Annotated in this window: 16 protein-coding genes and 1 tRNA gene; 11 read left to right on the top strand and 6 right to left on the bottom strand. The window is 67.3% G+C overall.

Translation table 11 applies throughout. From position 1 onward, the window contains the following. The first annotated feature begins 91 nt into the window (after positions 1–91). The 5 genes from hflK to C265_RS11205 all read left to right on the top strand — a co-directional run bounded on the left by hflK (position 92) and on the right by C265_RS11205 (position 5842). Positions 92–1453, top strand: coding sequence for an FtsH protease activity modulator HflK (hflK, locus tag C265_RS11225; RefSeq protein WP_010809433.1), 1362 nt, complete (start codon positions 92–94; stop codon positions 1451–1453). A gap of 10 nt (positions 1454–1463) precedes the next feature. Next, complete coding sequence (gene hflC / locus C265_RS11220; protein ID WP_010809434.1) at positions 1464–2372, top strand: protease modulator HflC; 909 nt, start codon at positions 1464–1466, stop codon at positions 2370–2372. A gap of 200 nt (positions 2373–2572) precedes the next feature. Continuing rightward, entirely contained in the window at positions 2573–3724 is a 1152-nt protein-coding gene (locus tag C265_RS11215) for an ATP phosphoribosyltransferase regulatory subunit (RefSeq protein WP_010809435.1), read from the top strand. 85 nt (positions 3725–3809) lie between these two features. Continuing rightward, a complete protein-coding gene (locus C265_RS11210) occupies positions 3810–5150 on the top strand; it encodes an adenylosuccinate synthase (RefSeq protein WP_010809436.1) in 1341 nt (446 codons plus the stop codon). Between the two features lie 125 nt (positions 5151–5275). Further along, positions 5276–5842: a phosphoribosyltransferase gene (locus C265_RS11205; protein ID WP_010809437.1), complete on the top strand. Its 567-nt coding sequence runs from the start codon at positions 5276–5278 to the stop codon at positions 5840–5842. A gap of 48 nt (positions 5843–5890) precedes the next feature. Here C265_RS11205 and C265_RS11200 read toward each other — a convergent pair whose 3' ends face one another. The 3 genes from C265_RS11200 to C265_RS11190 form a co-directional block, all read right to left on the bottom strand. Then, the gene (locus C265_RS11200) at positions 5891–6502 is read right to left on the bottom strand and encodes an NAD(P)-dependent oxidoreductase (protein ID WP_010809438.1); all 612 of its coding nucleotides are present in this window, start codon (positions 6500–6502) and stop codon (positions 5891–5893) included. Between the two features lie 65 nt (positions 6503–6567). Continuing rightward, a complete protein-coding gene (locus tag C265_RS11195; protein ID WP_010809439.1) occupies positions 6568–7002 on the bottom strand; it encodes an Rrf2 family transcriptional regulator in 435 nt (144 codons plus the stop codon). Between the two features lie 388 nt (positions 7003–7390). Beyond that, positions 7391–7477: transfer RNA gene (locus C265_RS11190), tRNA-Leu, on the bottom strand. Positions 7478–7547: 70 nt separating this feature from the next. Between C265_RS11190 and rnr the strand changes: the two genes are divergently transcribed. The 3 genes from rnr to C265_RS11175 all read left to right on the top strand — a co-directional run bounded on the left by rnr (position 7548) and on the right by C265_RS11175 (position 11748). Then, complete coding sequence (gene rnr / locus C265_RS11185) at positions 7548–10151, top strand: ribonuclease R (RefSeq protein ID WP_010809440.1); 2604 nt, start codon at positions 7548–7550, stop codon at positions 10149–10151. 78 nt (positions 10152–10229) lie between these two features. Next, positions 10230–10973, top strand: a complete 744-nt coding sequence (gene rlmB / locus C265_RS11180) for a 23S rRNA (guanosine(2251)-2'-O)-methyltransferase RlmB (protein ID WP_010809441.1) — start codon at positions 10230–10232, stop codon at positions 10971–10973. Between the two features lie 4 nt (positions 10974–10977). Next, entirely contained in the window at positions 10978–11748 is a 771-nt protein-coding gene (locus C265_RS11175; RefSeq protein ID WP_051398485.1) for an NAD-dependent deacylase, read from the top strand. Positions 11749–11781: 33 nt separating this feature from the next. Here the strand turns inward: C265_RS11175 and tal are convergent, their stop codons facing one another. Then, a complete protein-coding gene (gene tal / locus C265_RS11170) occupies positions 11782–12738 on the bottom strand; it encodes a transaldolase (protein WP_010809443.1) in 957 nt (318 codons plus the stop codon). 158 nt (positions 12739–12896) lie between these two features. On the opposite strand from tal, the gene rpiA reads away from it, so the two are divergent. Beyond that, a complete protein-coding gene (rpiA, locus tag C265_RS11165; protein ID WP_010809444.1) occupies positions 12897–13583 on the top strand; it encodes a ribose-5-phosphate isomerase RpiA in 687 nt (228 codons plus the stop codon). Positions 13584–13651: 68 nt separating this feature from the next. Here rpiA and C265_RS11160 read toward each other — a convergent pair whose 3' ends face one another. Both C265_RS11160 and argA read right to left on the bottom strand, forming a co-directional pair. Then, a complete protein-coding gene (locus tag C265_RS11160; RefSeq protein ID WP_010809445.1) occupies positions 13652–13924 on the bottom strand; it encodes an oxidative damage protection protein in 273 nt (90 codons plus the stop codon). Positions 13925–14022: 98 nt separating this feature from the next. After that, positions 14023–15489 (bottom strand): amino-acid N-acetyltransferase, encoded by a 1467-nt coding sequence (gene argA, locus C265_RS11155; RefSeq protein ID WP_010809446.1) that lies wholly within the window; start codon positions 15487–15489, stop codon positions 14023–14025. A gap of 23 nt (positions 15490–15512) precedes the next feature. Here argA and hrpA point away from each other — a divergent pair, with 23 nt between their 5' ends. Next, positions 15513–19550, top strand: coding sequence for an ATP-dependent RNA helicase HrpA (hrpA, locus tag C265_RS11150; protein WP_037024109.1), 4038 nt, complete (start codon positions 15513–15515; stop codon positions 19548–19550). 153 nt (positions 19551–19703) lie between these two features. After that, positions 19704–20702, top strand: coding sequence for a beta-propeller fold lactonase family protein (locus C265_RS11145; protein ID WP_010809448.1), 999 nt, complete (start codon positions 19704–19706; stop codon positions 20700–20702). Positions 20703–20716: the final 14 nt, after the last annotated feature.

The raw sequence follows: 20716 nt of genomic DNA, 5'->3' as shown, positions 1-20716 counted from the left end.
ATTGCTGCCGGGATTGCGCGAATTGGCCAAAAGTGGCTCGGATGACTGCTAGAATCCCCCTGTTACAAACTTCCCCGGACCCGTGCACTTCATGCCCCAGTTTCCCCGGAATGCTGATTCGAGCCTGACACCAGGCGGCCGCTTCGCGCTGCGCGCGGGCTGGCAGCGCCTGCGCGCCATCTTCTCGCTGAACGATCCGCGCTGGGGTCGCAACGGTCAGGACGACGACGACAAGAAGGACGGTCGCGACGACAACCGCCAGCAGAACCAGCGCCCGCAGCAGGACGGCGGCCCGCCTGACCTGGACGAACTGTGGCGCGACTTCAACCGCCGCCTGAACGGCCTGCTCGGCCGCAAGGACAACGGCGGCGGCAACAACCAGGGCTTTGGCGGTCCGCGCACGCCGGGCAAGGGCTCGGGGGTGGGCGCTGGCGTGATCGTCGCGGCCGTGGTCGGCATCTGGCTGGCCAGCGGCTTCTTCATGGTTCAGGAAGGCCAGACCGCGGTGATCCTGCAGTTCGGCAAGTTCAAGTACTCCACCGGCCCCGGCATCAACTGGCGCATGCCCTGGCCGGTCCAGTCGGCCGAGATCGTCAACCTGTCGGCGGTGCGTTCGGTCGAGGTGGGGCGCTCCACCTCGATCAAGGACAGCAACCTGAAGGACTCGTCGATGCTGACGCAGGACGAGAACATCATCGACGTGCGCTTTACCGTGCAGTACGTGATCCAGGACGCCGGCGAATTCCTGTTCTTCAACAAGACCGACCGCGGTGGCGATGAAGAGCTGGTGACGCAGGCCGCCGAGACCTCGGTGCGCGAGATCGTCGGCCGCAACAAGATGGACGCGGTGCTGTACGAGAGCCGCGAACAGATCGCGCAGCAACTGGCCAAGTCGATCCAGGCCATCCTGACGGCGTACAAGACCGGCATCCGCGTGCTGTCCGTGAACGTGCAGAGCGTGCAGCCGCCCGAGCAGGTGCAGGCCGCGTTCGACGACGTCAACAAGGCCAGCCAGGACCGCGAGCGCGCGATCAGCGAAGGCCAGGCCTATGCCAATGACATCCTCCCGCGCGCCAAGGGTACCGCGGCGCGCCTGAAGGAAGAGTCCGAAGCCTACCGCTCCCGCGTGGTGGCGCAGGCCGAGGGCGATGCCTCGCGCTTCCGTTCGGTGCAGACCGAATACGCCAAGGCGCCGCAGGTGACGCGCGACCGCATCTATCTGGAAACCATGCAGCAGATCTACACCAATTCGACCAAGGTGCTGGTGGACGCGCGCCAGGGCAACAATCTTCTCTACCTGCCGCTGGACAAGCTGATGGCACAGGCCGACGGCCGCGCTGCGCCGCAGCCGGGCCAACCGGGTGCGGCCAGCCCGCCGGCGTCCGCGCCGGATGCATCGACGGACGCCCGTTCGCGCGAAGCGCTGCGCAACCGCGACCGCGACTCGCGCTGAGGAGACCGTCATGAACCGACTGATTTCCTTCGCGATTGGCTTTTTCATCCTGCTGGCCGTGGTTTCGTCCATGCTGTTCGTGGTCGACCAGCGCCAGTACGCCGTGGTGTTCGCCTTCGGCCAGATCAAGCAGGTGGTGCGCGAGCCCGGCCTGCACTTCAAGCTGCCGCCGCCGTTCCAGAACGTGGTGTTCATGGACCGCCGCCTGCAGACCATCGACGTCGCCGCCAACGAGCGTTTCCTGACTGCCGAGAAGAAGAGCATGGTGGTGGACTGGTTCGTCAAATGGCGCATCACCGATCCGCGCAAGTTCTTCGTGGCCTTCGGCGGCAACCTGCGCGGCGCGCAGGACCGCATGACCCAGCGCATCGACTCGGTGGCGCGCGAGGAGTTCGGCAAGCGCACCGTGGCCGACGTGGTCGCCGGCGAGCGCGAGCAGGTGATGCAGGCCATCCGCAACGGCATGGCTGAATATGCCAAGTCGGTCGGCGTCGAGATCCTGGACGTGCGCCTCAAGCGCGTTGACCTGCTGCCCGCGATCAGCGAATCGGTGTACCGTCGCATGGAGGCCGAGCGCAAGCGCGTGGCCAACGAGCTGCGCTCAACCGGCGCCGCCGAGGGCGAGAAGATCCGCGCCGATGCCGACCGCCAGCGCGAAGTGGTGCTGGCCGAGGCCTACCGCGACGCCCAGGTGATCAAGGGCCAGGGCGATGCCAAGGCCTCGCAGATCTATGCCGACGCGTTTGGCCGCGATCCGCAGTTCGCGCAGTTCTGGCGCAGCATGGAGGCTTACCGCAACACCTTCCGCGACAAGCGCGACGTGCTGGTGCTTGAGCCCAACTCCGAGTTCTTCCGCTACATGCGCTCCAGCGGTGGTGCCGCCGCGGCGGCCTCGGGCGGATCCGGAGGCAAGCGCTAGCACCGTCGCTTGTCCGTGTGGCGAATTGACGAAACCCCGGCTTGCCGGGGTTTTGTCCGGCTGGAGCCATCCTCGCCGGGTGATGGCGCGGGCGCGTGGCGCCTGCGATGACGTTTCTGGTCAAGGACCGGTGCCTTGGGGCATTGCCTCGCGAGGTGGTCCGAATGACTGAGAAGAGATTGATTGAGAAGAGATTCACTATGTCCAACCATTGGCTGCTGCCAGAAAACATTGCCGACGTGCTGCCGTCGGAAGCGCGCAAGATCGAAGAACTGCGCCGCCGCATGCTGGACCTGTTCCGCACCTACGGCTATGAGCTGGTGATGCCGCCGATGCTGGAATACCTGGAGTCGCTGCTGACCGGCACCGGCCATGACCTGGACCTGCGCACGCTCAAGCTGGTGGACCAGCTGTCGGGCCGCACCATGGGCCTGCGTGCCGATATCACGCCGCAGGTGGCGCGCATCGACGCGCACCTGCTGAACCGCCCGGGCGTGACCCGCCTGTGCTACGCGGGCAACGTGCTGCATGCACGCCCGGCGGGCTTCCACGCCACGCGCGAGCCGATCCAGATCGGCGCCGAGATCTATGGCCATGCCGGCCTGGAAGCCGACATCGAGATCCAGGACCTGATGCTGGCCGCGCTGCAGGCGGCGGGGTTGTCCGATGTCCGCATCGACATGTGCCATGCCGGCATCCTGGAAGCGCTGCTGGCGGGCCTGCCGTCGATCCGCAAGATCGAGGACGCGCTCTTTGCCGCGCTGGAAACCAAGGATGTGCCGGCCCTGCGCGAACTGACCGTGGGCATGCCGCAGACCGAGCGCGATGCGCTGCTGGCGCTGCCGACGCTGTACGGCGGCGTGGACGTGATCGATCGCGCGCGCGCGACGCTGCCGGCCAGCCCGGCCATCGGCCGCGCGCTGGACGAACTGGCGGCACTGGCGGTGCAGGTGCGCGGAGCCAGCGTGAATATCGACCTGTCGGATTTGCGCGGTTACCACTATCACAGTGGCGTGATGTTCGCGGCCTATGTTGCTGGCCTGCCCAATTACGTGGCGCGCGGCGGCCGTTACGACAAGGTGGGCGAGGCCTTCGGCCGTGCGCGCCCGGCCACGGGTTTCTCGCTGGATCTGCGAGAAGTGGCGGCGCTGTCGCCCGTGGAAGTGCGCGCCCAGGCGATTTTTGCGCCCTGGGATGCGGATCCGGCACTCCGGGCCGCGATTTCCGCGCTGCGCGCGGCCGGCGAGATCGTGATCCAGTCGCTGCCCGGCCATACCCACGAGCTCGATGAATTCAACTGCGACCGGCAGCTGGTGCGCCAGGATGCCGGCTGGGCCGTGGTGCCGCGCTGACGCTTGGGCGCCGGGCGTGCCCAAAAATCGAGAATCGCCCGGCAACAAGAGTAGAATACGTTTTTAACCTATTGACCAAAGCAATATGTCCGCATCCGCAGTAGGCCAGGGACGCAATGTCGTCGTGATCGGCACCCAATGGGGTGACGAAGGCAAAGGAAAAATCGTCGATTGGCTTACCGACCAGGCACAGGGTGTGGTGCGGTTCCAGGGTGGCCACAACGCTGGCCACACGCTGATCATCGGTGGCAAGAAGACCATTCTCCGCCTGATTCCGTCCGGGATCATGCGCGACGGCACGGTCTGCTACATCGGCAACGGTGTGGTGCTGTCGCCCGAAGCTTTGTTCCGTGAAATCGAAGAGCTCGAAGGCGCAGGCCTGCAGGTGCAGAGCCGCCTGCGCATTTCCGAGGCTGCCACGCTGATCCTGCCGTACCACGTTGCCATCGACAAGGCGCGCGAAGCGCGCCGTGGCGCCGCCAAGATCGGCACCACCGGCCGTGGCATTGGCCCGGCCTATGAAGACAAGGTGGCCCGCCGCGCGCTGCGCGTGCAGGACCTGTTCGATCCGCAGCAGTTCGCCGAGCGCCTGCGCGAGAACCTGGACTACCACAACTTCATGCTGACCCAGTACCTGGGCGCCGAAGCCGTGGACTTCCAGCAGACCCTGGACGAAGCGCTGGCCTACGCGCCGCGCCTGGCGCCGATGGTGGCCGACGTGTCGGCCGAGCTGTACGCGGTCAATGCCGCCGGCGGCAACCTGATGTTCGAAGGCGCGCAAGGCACGCTGCTGGACGTGGACCACGGCACCTATCCGTTCGTGACCTCGAGCAACTGCGTGGCCGGTGCTGCCGCGGCGGGCGCCGGCGTCGGCCCGGGCCGCCTGAACTACATCCTGGGCATCACCAAGGCCTACTGCACGCGCGTGGGCGCGGGCCCGTTCCCGAGCGAGCTGTACGACAACGACAACCCGTCGCGCCAGGACCCGGTCGGCGTGCGCCTGGCCAACGTCGGCAAGGAATTCGGTTCGGTCACCGGCCGTCCGCGCCGCACCGGCTGGCTGGATGCCGCCGCGCTCAAGCGCTCGGTGCAGATCAACGGCGTGTCGGGCCTGTGCATGACCAAGCTGGACGTGCTCGATGGCCTGGAAACCATCAAGCTGTGCGTGGGCTACGAGCTCGACGGCAAGACCGTCGACATCCTGCCGCGCGGCTCTGATGCCGTGGCTCGCTGCGTGCCGGTCTACGAGGAATTCCCCGGCTGGAACGAGTCGACCTTCGGCGTGAAGACGTGGGACGCGCTGCCCGAGCAGGCCCGCGTCTACCTGAAGCGCGTGGAAGAAGTGGTCGGCATTCCGATCGACATGATCTCGACCGGCCCGGACCGCGACGAGACCATCCTGCTGCGTCATCCGTACAAGGCCTGACCCGGCAGCAGCCCACCACCAGGCTGCGGCGCCACGAGCGCTGCGGCCCGCCAGAAATAAATCGGCCCGCGCAAGCGGGCCGAGCCATATCGGTCAACCGACCCGACGATACAAAGAGTAAAACGATGAACCTGCCAACGAACGATGACGAGAACCTGTGGGTCTCCTGGGACGAATACCATCGCCTGATCGCACGCCTGTCGCTGAACGTGCATGAGTCGGGCTGGAAGTTCGACAAGATCCTGTGCCTGGCGCGCGGCGGGCTGCGCGTGGGCGACCAGATGTCGCGCATCTTCGACGTGCCGCTGGCCATCCTGGCCACCAGCAGCTACCGCGAGGCCGCGGGCACGCAGCAGGGCAACCTGGACATCGCTCAGTACATCACCATGACCCGCGGCGAACTGACGGGCAGGGTGCTGCTGGTCGACGACCTGGTGGATTCGGGCATCACGCTGGAACGTGTGGGCCGCCACCTGAAGGAACGCTATCCGGCCGTGACCGAGGTGCGTTCGGCCGTGCTGTGGTACAAGGCGTGCTCGAAGGTCGAGCCGGACTACCACGTGACCTTCCTGCCGTCGAACCCGTGGATCCACCAGCCGTTCGAAGAGTACGACACGCTGCGCCCGCACAACCTGGCCGCCTGGCTCAAGCGCGGCAAGCGCGCCAGCCAGGACGACGGCGCGCAGGCCTGATGCGCTTGTGCCGGGGCCTGCCGCTACGGGCGGCCCCCGGCGGCCGGCTTAATAGCCGACCGTGAAACGCTGGCGCGAATGCGCCGGCTTTTCGATCTCATCGAGCATCGCGATGGCATAGTCTTCCATCGAGATCCAGCTCTTGCCTGCTGCGTCGCTCAGCAGGTTTTCCTCGCCAACGCGGAACTTTCCGGTACGCTCGCCCGGCTCGAACAGTGCCGACGGCGACAGGAAGGTCCAGTCGATCTGTTGTTCGCCGCGCAGCGCGTTGAGGAAGTCGCGGCCTGCGAGGGCTTCGGGCTTGTAGGCATCGGGGAAGTTCGGGGTGTCGACCAATTGCACCCCCGGCGCGACATGGAGGCTGCCGGCGCCACCCACCACCAGCAGGCGCGGCACGCCGGCCTGGCGCACGGCCGAGGTCACCTGCTGCGCGTTCAGCTGCGCAAAGCGCGCGCTGCTGATGACCACGTCGTTGCCGGCCAGGGCGGCAGCCAGTGCGGCGCCGTCGGCGCCGTCCACGTCCGCGGTGGTCACGCCGTCGCGTGCGGGCAGTTTGCTGGCCTGGCGCGCAATGGCGGTCACCTGGTGGCCGCGGCGCAGGGCTTCGTCGGTCAGGCGCGTGCCAACACGGCCGGTGGCGCCGATGATTGCGATCTTCATGGTCACTCCTTCTTTCGGTCAGGTTGATATGAAACCATTGTGGTTACATATCGGGGCAAAAAAATTCAGCGCTTGCGGCGCTGGCTGTTGCCTTCGACATCGGCGAGCATGCTGGCGATGGTGGCGCCGGCAAGGGTATCGTCCATGGCCGCCTGCGCACGGTCCGCGACCTTGCGCAGCGCACCGGTGATCTCGCGCCCGACCGGGCAGGCCGGGTTGGGCGCGCTCTGGTGCAGCGTGATCAGCGCGGTGGTTTCCACCACGCGGAACACGTCGAGCAGCGTGATTGACGCAGCCGGGCGCGCCAGCGTGGCGCCGCCGGTGCTGCCCATGGTGGTCGCCACCAGCCCGGCTTCAGCCAGTTGACCGACCAGCCGCCGGATCAGCGCCGGGTTGGTGCCCACGCTGGCGGCGATCAGCGACGAGGGCACCGGCTCGGCCGAACTGGCGAGCAGGGTAAGGATGTGGACTGCCACGGCGAACCGGCTGCTTGTGCTCAACGCTTGTGCTCGGGATGTCAGGTGCAATGTGAAACCATGATAGTTACACATTGTCGGGCATGTCAAGCACGGACAGGAGCGCAAGGAGGGCGGAGTACCGGGAGGGAAGGAGGTAATACGCCGATGTGGCAGCCAATGGTCGGTGGAATGCCGGAATCGCCACTGAAGCTGTTACACTCCTCGACATTGCCGTACCGTTGTGGTTCGGCTGTCGCGCGGGGTACGGTGCGCGGTTTCACGGACGGGAAAAAACCCGTACGCTCGCAGGTATGACATCGCGGCATGGCCGCCAAGCAAGGAGTGCAAGTTGCCGGATCTGATGCGCGAAACAGGCGTCAAAAACAAAAAACCCGCAGGGCTCGAAAGCGCTGCGGGTTTTCCGGTAACTTGGTGCCCAGGAGAGGACTCGAACCTCCACAGTGTTGCCACCGCTAGGACCTGAACCTAGTGCGTCTACCAATTCCGCCACCTGGGCAGGTGTCGAAACAACCGAAGCGCTCATTATAGAGAGCGCGAGAATTTTGTCAATTAGTTTCCAGAAAAAATTGAATCAGAACAACTATCCGATCCCCAGCCGGGAAGAAATCCTGGGCGTGCTGAGAACGTCGGGATCCCCGCAGTCGGCCGGCGATATTGCCAAGGCCCTCTCCGTCACGCGCAAAGAGCATGACGGTTTCCAGAAGCGCCTGGCGGCCATGGAGCGCGACGGCCAGATCGAGCTGAACCGCAAGGGCCGCTATGAGCTTGCCCATCAGCCGAACTTCGTCACCGGCCGGGTGCAAGGTCACCGCGACGGCTTCGGCTTCCTGATCCGCGACGACGGCGAAGACGACATCTTCCTGCCCGAGCGCGAGCTGCAGAAGGCCATGCACAACGACCGCGCGCAGGTGCGCGTGGTGGGCTACGACCGGCGCGGGCGCCCTGAAGGGCAGATCGTCGAGATCATCGAGCGCGCCAACCGTTTTGTCATCGGCCGTCTGCTCAGTGAAGGCGGCGTGCTGGTGGTGGCGCCTGAAGACAAGCGCATCAGCCAGGACATCCTGATCCCGCCCAAGGCGCAGGGCAAGGCACGGGTGGGGCAGGTGGTCAGCGTCGAGCTGATCGAATTCCCCGACCGCTACGTGCAGCCGGTGGGCCGCGTGGTGGAGGTGCTGGGCGAAATCGACGATCCCGGCATGGAGATCGAGATCGCCGTGCGCAAGTACGGCGTGCCACATGCGTTCTCGCCGGCCGCTGCCCAGGAAGCCTCCGCGCTGCCCGACGAGGTGCGCCAGGCCGACCTGGACCACCGCATCGACCTGCGCGACATCCCGCTGGTGACCATCGACGGCGAAGACGCACGCGACTTCGACGATGCGGTCTATTGCGAGCCGGTCAAGATCGGCCGCGCCAAGGGCTGGCGCCTGATCGTGGCGATCGCCGACGTGTCGCACTATGTGCGCCCCGGCACCCCGCTGGATGCGGATGCGCTGGACCGGGCCACTTCGGTCTACTTCCCGCGCCGCGTGATCCCGATGCTGCCGGAGAAGCTGTCCAACGGGCTGTGCTCGCTCAATCCGCACGTGGACCGGCTGTGCATGGTGTGCGATGCCGTGATCACCGCCAAGGGCGAGCTCAAGGGCTACCAGTTCTACCCGGCCGTGATGCATTCGACCGCGCGCCTGACCTACAACGAGGTCTGGTCGGTGCTGTCCAACACCAAGGGCCCCGAGGCGCACAAGCGCGGCGAGCTGGTGCCGCACCTGCAGAACCTGTATGAGTTGTTCCAGGTCCTGCTCAAGGCACGGCGCGCGCGCGGCGCGATCGACTTCGACACCACCGAGACCTATATCGTCTGCAACGCGCAGGGCAAGATCGAGCAGATCCTGCCGCGCACGCGCAACGATGCGCACCGGCTGATCGAGGAGTGCATGCTGACCGCCAACGTCTGCGCGGCCGACTTCCTCGAACGCTTCAAGCACCCGGCGCTGTACCGCATCCACGCGGGCCCCAGCGAAGAGAAGCTGAAGAACCTGCGCGACTTCCTGCGCACCGCCGGCCTGTCGCTGGGCGGCGGCGACAAGCCGCAGGCATCGGACTACGCCGAGGTGATGGACAAGATCAAGTCCCGTCCCGACGCGCCGATGCTGCAGACCATGCTGCTGCGCTCGATGCAGCAGGCGGTGTACAGCCCGGACAATATCGGCCACTTCGGCCTGTCGTACGAGGCCTACGCGCACTTCACCAGCCCGATCCGCCGCTACCCCGACCTGCTTGTGCACCGCGCGATCAAGGCGGTGCTGGCACATACCAAGTACCAGCCGGCGTTTGCGCACGGGACCGAGCTGAATACCGCGATCTCGCCCAAGGCGCGCCGGCTGCAGGCCAAGGACGCCGAGCAGAAGGCAGAACTGACCGCGGCGCGCGCCAGGCGCAACGAGGCCATCTGGGACGAGCTTGGCCTGCACTGCTCGGCCAATGAGCGCCGCGCGGACGAGGCTTCGCGCGATGTCGAGGCCTGGCTCAAGTGCTACTTCATGCGCGACAAGCTGGGCAGCGACTACGCCGGCACCGTCAGCGCCGTGACCTCGTTCGGCATCTTCGTGCAGCTCGACGAGCTGTACGTGGAAGGCCTGGTCCACGTGACCGAGCTGGGCAGCGACTACTTCCAGTACGACGAGGCCCGCAACGAACTGCGCGGCGAGCGCACCGGCATCCGCTACCGCCTGACCGACCGCGTGCGCGTGCAGGTATCGCGCGTGGACCTGGATGCGCGCAAGATCGACTTCCGCCTGGTGCAGGAGCCGTCGGCGAAAACCCTGCGCGCCCGCGCGGGGGGCACCGAGACCCAGCCGCGCGTGCCCGCCGCCCATGCGGTGCCAGCACGCAAGAAGGGCCGCCAGCTGGCGGCGCTGCTGGGCGGCTCGTCCAAGCCGGAAGAGTCGTTCGACGAGACGCTGGACCGCGTGATCGAGGAGCAGCCGGTGTTCGAGGCCGTGATCACGCCGCTCAGGCCGCACGTGAAGACCGGCGGCAAGCCGGCCAAGCGCGCGGCCAAGCCCAAGCCCGCGCACCTGGAGAAGCCGCACAAGCCGGCCTCCAAGTCGCACCAGGCCAAGCCGGCGGGCAAGACGCCGGCCAAGAGCCCGCGCACCCCGCGCAAGCGCTGAAGCTTGCGGCGGCCGCCATGCCGCCGCCTCTCGCCCCCGGCCTGCTGCCGGGGGCGAGAGGGCGAGTACAATCGCGCCATGGCTAAAAACAAACTCCTGATCGGCTTTCACGCCGTCACCGCACGCCTGCGCCAAGATGCCAAGGGCGTGACCGATGTCTATATCGAATCCGCGCGCCGCGACCGGCGCATGCAGGACTTCGTGCGCCTGGCCGAAAGCCTGGGCGTGCGCCTGCATCCGGTCGATGCCGAGCGCCTGCGCGGCATGGCCGGCACCGACCGCCACCAGGGCGTGGTGGCACGTGCCGAAGACGTGGCACTGGCGCTGAACCTGGATGAACTGCTCGACGGCATCGAAGGCACGCCGCTGCTGCTGGTGCTGGACGGCGTCACCGACCCCCACAACCTGGGTGCCTGCCTGCGCGTGGCCGACGGCGCCGGCGCGCATGCCGTGATCGCCCCCAAGGACCGCAGCGTCGGCCTCAATGCCACCGTGGCCAAGGTCGCCAGCGGCGCCGCCGAGACCGTGCCCTATATCACCGTCACCAACCTGGCCCGCACCCTGCGTGAGCTGCAGGAACGCGGCATCTGGGTCATCGGCACCGCCGACGGCACCGAAAAATCGCTGTATGACATCGACTTCAAGGGGCCGACCGCGATCGTGATGGGCGCCGAGGGCGAGGGCATGCGCCGCCTGACGCGCGAGACCTGCGACGAGCTGGTCGGCATCCCGATGGCGGGCGGTGTGGAAAGCCTGAACGTCTCGGTCGCCAGCGGCGTATGCCTGTACGAAGCCGTGCGCCAGCGGCGCCTGCCGCGATAAGTCCATGGCCGCTGATTACGGTCTCCTTGACATGCCGGGGCTTGAGGAAGCACGCCGGCTGATCGCGGCCGCCGGCAATATCTTCGTGCTGACCGGCGCCGGCATTTCCGCCGAATCCGGCGTGCCGACCTTCCGCGACGCGATGACCGGGCTGTGGCAGCAGTTCGACCCGGAAGAGCTGGCCAGCGAGGACGCCTACCGCCGCCAGCCGGCGCTGGTCTGGGAGTGGTACCTGCATCGGCGCGAGCTGGTCGCAGCCGTGCATCCCAACCCGGCGCACCATGCGCTGGTCGCGCTGGCTGCGCAGAGACCTTTCACGCTGGTTACGCAGAACGTGGACGGCCTGCACCAGCGCGCCGGCAGCGCGGGCGTGATCGAACTGCATGGCAACCTGTTCGCCAACAAATGGCTGGACGGGTGCGGACGCTGCAACGAGGCGACCGCGCTGCCCGGCATGCCGCCGCGCTGCAACCTGTGCGGCGCGCTGATGCGTCCGGGCGTGGTGTGGTTCGGCGAGGACCTGCCGCGCGTGGCGCGCTACCGCGCCGAGCATGCGGCGCAGCACTGCGACCTGTGCCTGGTGGTCGGCACCTCGGGGCTGGTCTATCCGGCGGCGGGGCTGCCGGGCCTGGCGCGCGAGCATGGCGCGCCGGTGATCGTGGTCAATCCGCAGCCGTCGGCGCTGGACCAGACCGCGGATATCGTGCTGTCCGCCGCGGCGGGGGCATGTCTGCCATTGCTGTGGCCGCCGCAGCCGGCGCCCTCGGCCGGCTGAGCCTGGATCCGGGCGTTGCCGCCCGGACCATCCTTACTTCGCAATCTCGCCGATCAGCTTCTCCAGCTTGACCGCATCCGCCGCAAACAGGCGGATGCCTTCGGCCAGCTTCTCGGTCGCCATCGCATCCTCATTCAACTGCCAGCGGAAGGCCGGCTCGTCGGCCGCGATGCGGGCGATATTGGCGGCCTGGGCCTGGTCCACCGACAGCTTGTGCGCCACCGGGCCCTGGCCGGCCGCGAGCTGCTCGAGCAGCTCGGGGCTGATGGTGAGCAGGTCGCAGCCGGCCAGCGACAGGATCTGCGTGGTGCTGCGGAAGCTGGCGCCCATCACCTCGGTCGGGTAGCCGAACTTCTTGTAGTAGTCGTAGATCTGGCGCACCGAGCGCACGCCGGGGTCGTTGTCGCCGCCATTGGCGGCCGCGTCCCATTGCTCGCCGGCCTGCTTCTTGTACCAGTCGAAGATGCGGCCGACGAAGGGCGAGATCAGCTGCGCGCCGGCCTCGGCGCACGCCACCGCCTGCACCAGCGAGAACAGCAGCGTCATGTTGCAGCGGATGCCGTCGCGCTGCAGGATCTCGGCTGCGCGGATGCCTTCCCAGGTGGAGGCAATCTTGATCAGCACGCGTTCGCGCGCAATGCCGCGCTGCTCGTACAGCTGGATCAGGTGGCGCGCCTTGGCCACGCTGGCCTCGGTGTCGAAGGACAGGCGCGCATCGACTTCGGTCGAGACGCGGCCTGGCACGATCGCCAGGATCTCGCAGCCGAAGGCGATCAGCACTTCGTCCATCACCGCATCGACGCCGCCGTTGCCGTGGTGGTCCTGTACCGCCTTCTCCAGCAGGTGCCGGTATTCGGGCTTTTGCACGGCCTTCAGGATCAGCGACGGATTGGTGGTCGCGTCCTGCGGGGTGTACTGCTTCATCAGCTGGAAGTCGCCGGTATCGGCCACTACCGTGGTGAACTGCCTGAGTTGTTCGAGCTGGTTCATGGTCGCTTGGTCGTCTGCTTGTGCGTCTGCAAAATCGTTCGCGGGCATCAGGGGTGCGCGTACGGCACCCGGTCCGGTCCATTGTACCGTCGCCCGCGTGACCTGCCGCCGCAATCCGCTACACTACGCGTTTCCCCCAACGCAATCTGGCTGTTGTCATGACTCAGGATGAACTCAAGGCGCTGGTCGCGCAAGTTGCCGCCGACTACGTGAAGCAGGAAGTGCCCGAAGGGGCAGTGCTCGGGGTGGGCACTGGCTCCACTGCCAATCTCTTCATTGACGCCGTGGCGGCATTCAAGGAGCGCTTCGCCGGTGCGGTGTCGAGCTCCGAGGCCTCCACGCGCCGCCTGCAGCAGCACGGCTTCAAGGTGCTGGACCTGAACGAAGTCGACGAGATCCCGGTGTATGTCGACGGCGCCGACGAGATCGACGCCAGCGGCGCCATGATCAAGGGCGGCGGCGGGGCGCTCACGCGCGAGAAGATCGTGGCTTCGGTCGCGAAGCGCTTTGTCTGCATCGCCGACGGCAGCAAGCTGGTCCAGACCATGGGCACCTTCCCGCTGCCGGTCGAGGTGATTCCGATGGCACGTGCAGCGGTGGCGCGCAAGCTGCAGGCCCTGGGTGGCCAGCCGCGTCTGCGCATGACCAAGGAAGGCGGCATCTACAAGACCGACAACGGCAATGTGATCCTGGACGTGGCCGGCCTGAAGATCGACGATCCGCGCGGCCTGGAACAGGCCGTCAACCAGGTGCCGGGCGTGGTCACGGTGGGCCTGTTCGCGCTGCGCGGCGCGGATGTGTTGCTGCTGGGCACCGGCGACGGCGTGCAGCGCACTGACTACTGAGCAAAGTCGTCCGCTGCCAAGCAAAAAGGGGTGCCTGAGGCACCCCTTTTGTCATTTGCCGGTCCGGTTCAGGACTGCGGCGGCACGTAGCCCTGGGCCTGGTCGGCGCCCTCGCCGAAGAAGTACTTCTCGGTCTGCTTGAGCAGGTACTGGCGCGCGCGCGCATCGGCCATGTTCAGGCGGTTTTCGTTGATCAGCATGGTCTGGTGCTTGAGCCAGCCAGCCCAGGCTTCCTTCGACACGCTTTGCCAGATCTTCTTGCCCAGTTCGCCGGGCAGCGGCGGGAAGTCGAGGCCTTCGGCTTCCTTGTTCAGCTTGATGCATTGGACCATGCGGGCCATGGGGACTCCTTGGTATGTTCGTTAGAGCTTCGGCGCTGGCGCTATTGTAGCCAAGCGGGGCACCGGGCCGCGGCGCTGCGGCGATTGCCCCTACGGCTTCAGAGCTTTTTCATCAGCACCATGGACTTGCGCTGCCAGTTGTAGAGCTTGCGCTTGTCCTCGGGCAGGTCGTCGACGTTGGCGTGGACGAAACCGCGCTTCAGGAACCAGTGTTCGGTCCGGGTGGTGAGCACGAACAGCTTCTCCAGGCCGAGCGCGCGGGCGCGGCGCTCGATGCGCTTGAGCAGGCGCTCGCCGTCGCCGGTGCCCTGGGCTTCCTGCGATACCGTCAGGCAGGCCATCTCGCCCATGTTCTCGCGCGGGTAGTCGTAGAGCGCCGCGCAGCCGAACAGCACGCCGTCGTGCTCGATCACCGAGAAGTTGGAGATATCGCGCTCGATCAGGTGGCGTCCGCGCGGCACCAGCGTGCCATCCTGCTCCAGCGGGGCGATCAGCTGGACGATGCCGCCGACGTCGTCGAGCGTGGCTTCGCGCAGGCTTTCCAGGTCGGTGTCGGACAGCATGGTGCCGACGCCGTCGTGCAGGAACAGTTCCAGCAGCACCGCACCGTCGAGCGAATAGGGGATCAGGTGCGCACGCGGCACACCGCCCTTGAGCGCCTTGACCAGGTGCTGCAGGTAGTTGGCCACGTCCGGCGGCAGATGGTTGTTTTGCAGGCGCTCCACGGCGGTGCGCAGGGACATTTCCTGCATCATCTTGCCGACCGGATCGGGCACGCCCGGCACCTCGGTGATGAAGATCAGCTTGTCGGCCTTGAGCGCCGTGGCGGTGGCGCTGGCCACGTCTTCCATCGACAGGTTGAAGGCCTGGCCGGTGGGCGAGAAGCCCAGCGGCGACAGCAGCACCACCTTGCCGTGCGACAGCGACATGCGCACGGACTCGGCGTCGATCTTGCGCACCAGGCCGGTGTGCTGGTAGTCGGTGCCGTTGACGATGCCGACCGGGCGGGCAGTCACGAAGTTGCCGGAGATCACCGACAGCTGGGCGCCGGCCATCGGCGTATTGGGCAGGCCCTGGCTGAAGGCGGCCTCGATGTCCAGGCGCAGTTCGCCGGCGGCTTCCTTGGCGCATTCGAGCGCGGCGTTGTCGGTGACGCGCACGCCATCGACGAACTGTGACTCGACATGGCGCAGCGCCAGCTGTTCTTCCACCTGCGGGCGCGAGCCGTGCACCAGCACGATCTGCATGCCCATGGCGTGCAGCAGCGCGACGTCGTTGACCAGCGCATTGAGCACGCCCGACTTGACCAGTTCTCCGGCGAAGGCGATCACAAAGGTCTTGCCGCGGAAGGCATGGATATACGGCGCCACCATGCGCAGCCAGTCGACGAACTGCTGGTGGTCGGGGCCGCTGCGCTCGGGCTCGGCCGCCGTGGGCGCCGGGGCGGCGGGCACGGGGGAGGTCGGGGCAGGCGCGGGGAATTCAGCCGCGGGCGGCTGCGCCGGCACGGGGGCGGCGGGTGAGGAGGCAGGCGCCGTCTGCGGCGCGTCGGTTCTGGCGTTCATCCCGCGGATTATAATCCCGGCCAATGTCAGAACAACGCCCCGTCAAGCCTAAACCACCCGCCGCGCCGCGCCAGCGCGCCGGTGCCGCTCAGCCAGCCTCCCCAACCCAGCCCCGGCCGGCCCCAGGCCCGGCCAGGAAGCCGGACGTCCGTGCGCAGCCAGCCGCTGCCCGGCCGGCCGGTGAAGCCGGGCAGCGCCCGCCACGCGGTCCCCGCGAGGCGCGTGCGCCGCGTGCGCCAAGGCCGGTCAACCCGCTGCCGCCCATCACCTTCCCGGAGGCCCTGCCGGTCTCCGGCCGCCGCGACGAAATCGCCGCGGCGCTGCTGGCCAACCAGGTGGTGATCGTCTCGGGCGAGACCGGCTCGGGCAAGACCACCCAGCTGCCCAAGATCTGCCTGTCGATCGGGCGCGGCCCGGGGCGCGAGGGTGGGGGGCTGATCGGCCACACCCAGCCGCGGCGCATCGCCGCCACCTCGACCGCCAAACGCATTGCGCAGGAGATCGGCACGCCGCTGGGCGAGCACGTGGGCTACCAGGTGCGTTTCAACGACACCATGTCGTCGGGGGCGTCGGTCAAGCTGATGACCGACGGCATCCTGCTGGCCGAGACTCAGAACGATCCGCTGCTGCGCGCCTACGACACGCTGATCATCGATGAGGCGCACGAGCGCAGCCTGAACATCGACTTCCTGATCGGCTACCTGCGCCAGATCCTGCCGAAGCGCCCGGACCTGAAGGTGATCATCACCTCGGCCACCATCGATGCCCAGCGCTTTGCCCAGCATTTCGCCTCGGGCGACAAGCCGGCGCCGGTGATCGAGGTCAGCGGCCGCCTGTACCCGGTGGAAGTGCGCTACCGTTCGATCACCGAGGACGTGCCCGCGGGCGCGCCGCGCAGCCCGCAGGCGCGCGAGCGCGACCTGTACGACGGCATTGTCGAGGCGGTCGACGAGGTGTGCCGCGTCGGCCCGGGCGATGTGCTGGTGTTCCTGCCCGGCGAGCGCGAGATCCGCGAAGCCGCCGAGGCGCTGCGCAAGCACCACCCGCCGCATACCGAGATCCTGCCGCTGTTTGCGCGGCTGTCGGTGCAGGAGCAGGAGCGGGTGTTCAAGCCGTCCAACGCGCGGCGCATCGTGCTGGCGACCAACGTCGCCGAAACCTCGCTGACGGTGCCGGGCATCCGCTACGTGGTCGATACCGGGCTGGCGCGGGTCAAGCGCTACTCGTACCGCAACAAGGTCGAGCAACTGCAGGTCGAGTCGATCTCGCAGGCCGCTGCCAACCAGCGCGCCGGCCGTTGCGGCCGGGTTGCCAACGGCGTGTGCATCCGGCTGTATGAGGAGTCCGATTTCGCCGGCCGGCCGCGCTTTACCGACCCCGAGATCCTGCGCTCGTCGCTGGCCGCGGTGATCCTGCGCATGAAGGCGCTGCGGCTGACCGAGATCGAGTCGTTCCCGTTTATCGAGCCGCCGCTGGGCCGCGCCGTTGCCGACGGCTACCAGCTGCTGCAGGAACTGGGCGCGGTCGACGACGCCAACCAGCTTACCGGCACCGGGCGCCAGCTGGCCAAGCTGCCGCTGGACCCGCGCGTGGCGCGCATGATCCTGGCCGCGCGCGAGCATCACTGCCTGCGCGAGGTGCTGGTCATCGCCAGCGCGCTGTCGGTGCAGGACCCGCGCGACCGCCCGCAGGAGGCGCAGGAAGCCGCCGACCAGGCGCACCGCAAGTTCATGGACGAGAAGTCCGAGTTCCTGGGCTGGGTCAGGCTGTGGAAGTGGTTCGAGGACGCGGTCGCGCACAAGAAGTCCAACCGCCAGCTGCAGGACCAGTGCCGCGCCCACTTCCTGTCGCACCTGCGGCTGCGCGAGTGGCGCGACGTGCATTCGCAACTGCTGACCACGGTGACCGAGCAGGGCTGGCGCCTGAACGACAGCGAGCCCACCTATGAGCAGGTGCACAAGGCGCTGCTGACCGGCCTGCTGGGCAATGTCGGCTGCCGCATCGAGGATGGCGACGGCAAGGGCCGCGAATACCTGGGCGCGCGCGGCATCAAGTTCCACCTGTGGCCGGGCTCGCTGATCGCGCGCAAGGTCGGGCGCTGGGTCGTCGCGGCCGAGCTGGTCGAGACCAGCCGGCTGTTCGCGCGCACGCTGGCGCGCATCGAGCCGGAGTGGCTGGAACAGGTGGGCCGTCACCTGCTCAAGGTCAGCTGGAGCGATCCGCACTGGGAAAAGAAGGCGGGCCAGGTGCTGGCGCTGGAGCGCGCCACGCTGTACGGGCTGGTGGTCTACCAGCACCGGCGCGTGCACTACGGCCCGATGAACCCGCAGGAAGCGCGCGAGATCTTTATCCGCCGTGCGCTGGTCGAGGGCGAGTTCGACACGCGCCTGCCGTTCTACGCGCACAACCAGCGCCTGGTGCGCGAGATCGAGAACCTGGAGCACAAGTCGCGCCGCCAGGACGTGCTGGTCGACGACGAACTGATCTACGCCTTCTACGATCGCGCGATTCCCGCCGACATCTGCCAGCAGGCCAGCTTCGAGCAGTGGTACCAGGCAGAGAGCGGCAAGGACCGCAAGCTGCTGTACCTGAACCGCGACGAGCTGATGCGGCACGAGGCGGCCGGCATCACCACCGACCTGTTCCCCAAGGCCATGAACGTGGCCGGGGTGGACATGGGGCTGACCTACCACTTCGAGCCAGGCAGCCACCGCGACGGCGTGACCCTGACCGTGCCGCTGTACGCACTCAACCAGGTGCGCCAGGAGCGCGCCGACTGGCTGGTGCCGGGCATGATCAAGGAGAAGGTGCACCTGCTGCTCAAGTCGCTGCCGCAGAAGCTGCGCCGCCACTGCGTGCCGCTGCCGGAATATGCCGCGGCCTTTGTCGCGCGCCAGCCGCTTGGCGAGGGCGAGCTGCTGGACGTGCTGATTGCCGATATCCGCGAGCAGACCGGCACCATGGTCAAGTGCGCCGACTTCAAGCTGGAAACGCTGCCCGCGCACCATACGATGAACTTCAAGGTGGTCGACGAGCACGGCCGCCAGCTTGAGATGGGCCGCAACCTGGCCCAGCTGCGCGCCGAGCTGGGCGGGCAGGCGCAGCAGTCGTTCCAGCGGGTGGCCGCGCAAGCCGCGGCACAGGCGGCAACCCAGGCCCCGGAGCAGGCGGCGCCGCTGGCCGCGGCCGAGCCCGGCAAGTACGAGGGACTGACCGGCTGGACCTTCGGTGAGCTGCCCGAGCTGCTGGAGATCCGCAAGGGCAGCCAGACCCTGTTCGGCTACCCCGCGCTGGTCGATCGCGGCACGCACTGCGACGTGGAAGTCTTCGACGACCCGCAGGAAGCCGCCCGCGTCCACCACCTGGGGCTGCGCCGGCTGTTTGCGCTGCAGCTGCGCGAGCAGGTCAAGTTCATCGAGAAGAACATCCCGGGCCTGCAGCAGATGGCGATGCAGTACATGACGCTGGGCACGCAGGAGATGCTGCGCGAACAGGTCGTGATGCTGGCGCTGGAGCGTGCCTGCATGCAGGCGCCGCTGCCGCGCAACGAGGCCGAGTTCAATGCACGCAAGGATGAGGGCCGCACCCGGCTGTCGCTGCTGGCGCAGGAGATCGCGCGGCTGGTGGGGACCATCCTGGCCGAGTACGCCGGACTGCCGCGCAAGCTGCTGCAGGCCAAGCCGTTCGCCGGGCCCCATGCGGACATGGAAGCGCAGCTCGGGCGGCTGATGGGCAAGCGCTTTGTCGACGAGACCCCATACACGCAACTGGTCCATTTCCCGCGCTACCTGAAGGGCATCGCCATGCGGGTGGACAAGCTCAAGGGCGACCCGGCGCGCGACACCCAGCGCACGCAGGAGATGGCGCCGCTGGTGCAGCAGTGGCAGCGGGCCGAAAAGCAGCTGCGCACTCAGGGCCGCGGCGGCGAGGACGCGCGGCTGGAGGAATTCCGCTGGATGCTGGAGGAGCTGCGCATCGCGCTGTTCGCCCAGGAGCTGCGCACACCGGTGCCGATGTCGGTCAAGCGGCTGCAGAAAGTGTGGGAATCGATGCAGCGCTGAGCGCCGGCGCGGGGCGCAATGCCGGGGCGAACCGCAAATGGTCGCTCCGGCGCAACAATCTGCCAAAATCTTGATCGAGTTCGGCCGCGGCGTCAGCGGATTTTCGTGCTCAACCGTTAGAATCGCCGGTTCAGTCTTCTTCTGGCGGGTCTTATGTTTGCGCTGCGGTTCGCATTGCGTCGTGTTGTAGCTGGTGGTTTCACGGTGGGCGCCCTGGCGCTGGGCCTGCTGGCCGCACCGGCATCGGCGGAAGTGGTGGTGATCCTGAATTCAGGTGATGCAACCGTCACGCTGATCGACAAAGATACGCAGAAGGTGCTGGAGACCTTCCCGATCGGCAAGGAACCGCACCACCTGATCGCAACGCCGGACGACAAGTCGCTGATCGTTGCCAACGCGGTCGGCAACGACCTGGTGTTCCTGGACCCGGTCTCGGGCAAGGTCCAGCAGCGCGTGCCCAATGTCGACGACCCGTACCAGATCGGCTTCTCGCCGGACCAGAAGTGGTTTGTCGCCACCGGCAACCGGCTCGACCGTGTCGACCTCTACCGCTGGGACGGCAAGGCGCTGAAGCTGGCCAAACAGTTCCCGCTGGCCAAGACCCCCAGCCATATCGCCTTTACCGCCGACAGCCGCATCGCCTTCATCACGCTGCAGGACTCCAATGAGGTCGCAGCCATCGACCTGGTCACGCAGAACGTGATGTGGCGCATGGAAACCGGCTCGGCGCCGGCGGGCATCTGGGTCACGCCGGACCAGAAATACCTGCTGGTCGGCATGACCGGGGCTGATTACGTGGCCGTGATCGACTGGCGCACGCGCACGGTGGTCAAGCAGATCCAGACCGGCAAGGGCGCGCACAACTTCCGCGCGGTCGGCGACAAGCGCCACCTGTTCCTCAGCAACCGGGTCACGAGCAGCATCAGCATTATCGACCAGCAGACGCTGGCCAAGGTCGGCGACATCACCGGCCTGCCGCCGGGCCCGGACGACATGGAGCTGACCGCCGACGGCAAGACGCTGTGGGTCACCTTCCGCTGGGCGCGCTCGGTCGGCCTGGTCGACGTGGCCAGCCGCAAGCTGGTCAAGACCGTGCGCGTCGGGCGCTCGCCGCACGGCATCTATTTCCGCACTCGCGCGCCGCTGTATTGACCGGGCAGGGCAGG

It is taken from the genome of Cupriavidus sp. GA3-3, from assembly GCF_000389805.1.
Taxonomy (GTDB): Bacteria; Pseudomonadota; Gammaproteobacteria; order Burkholderiales; family Burkholderiaceae; genus Cupriavidus; species Cupriavidus necator_D.
This window is presented reverse-complemented; position numbering and strand designations above follow the sequence as displayed.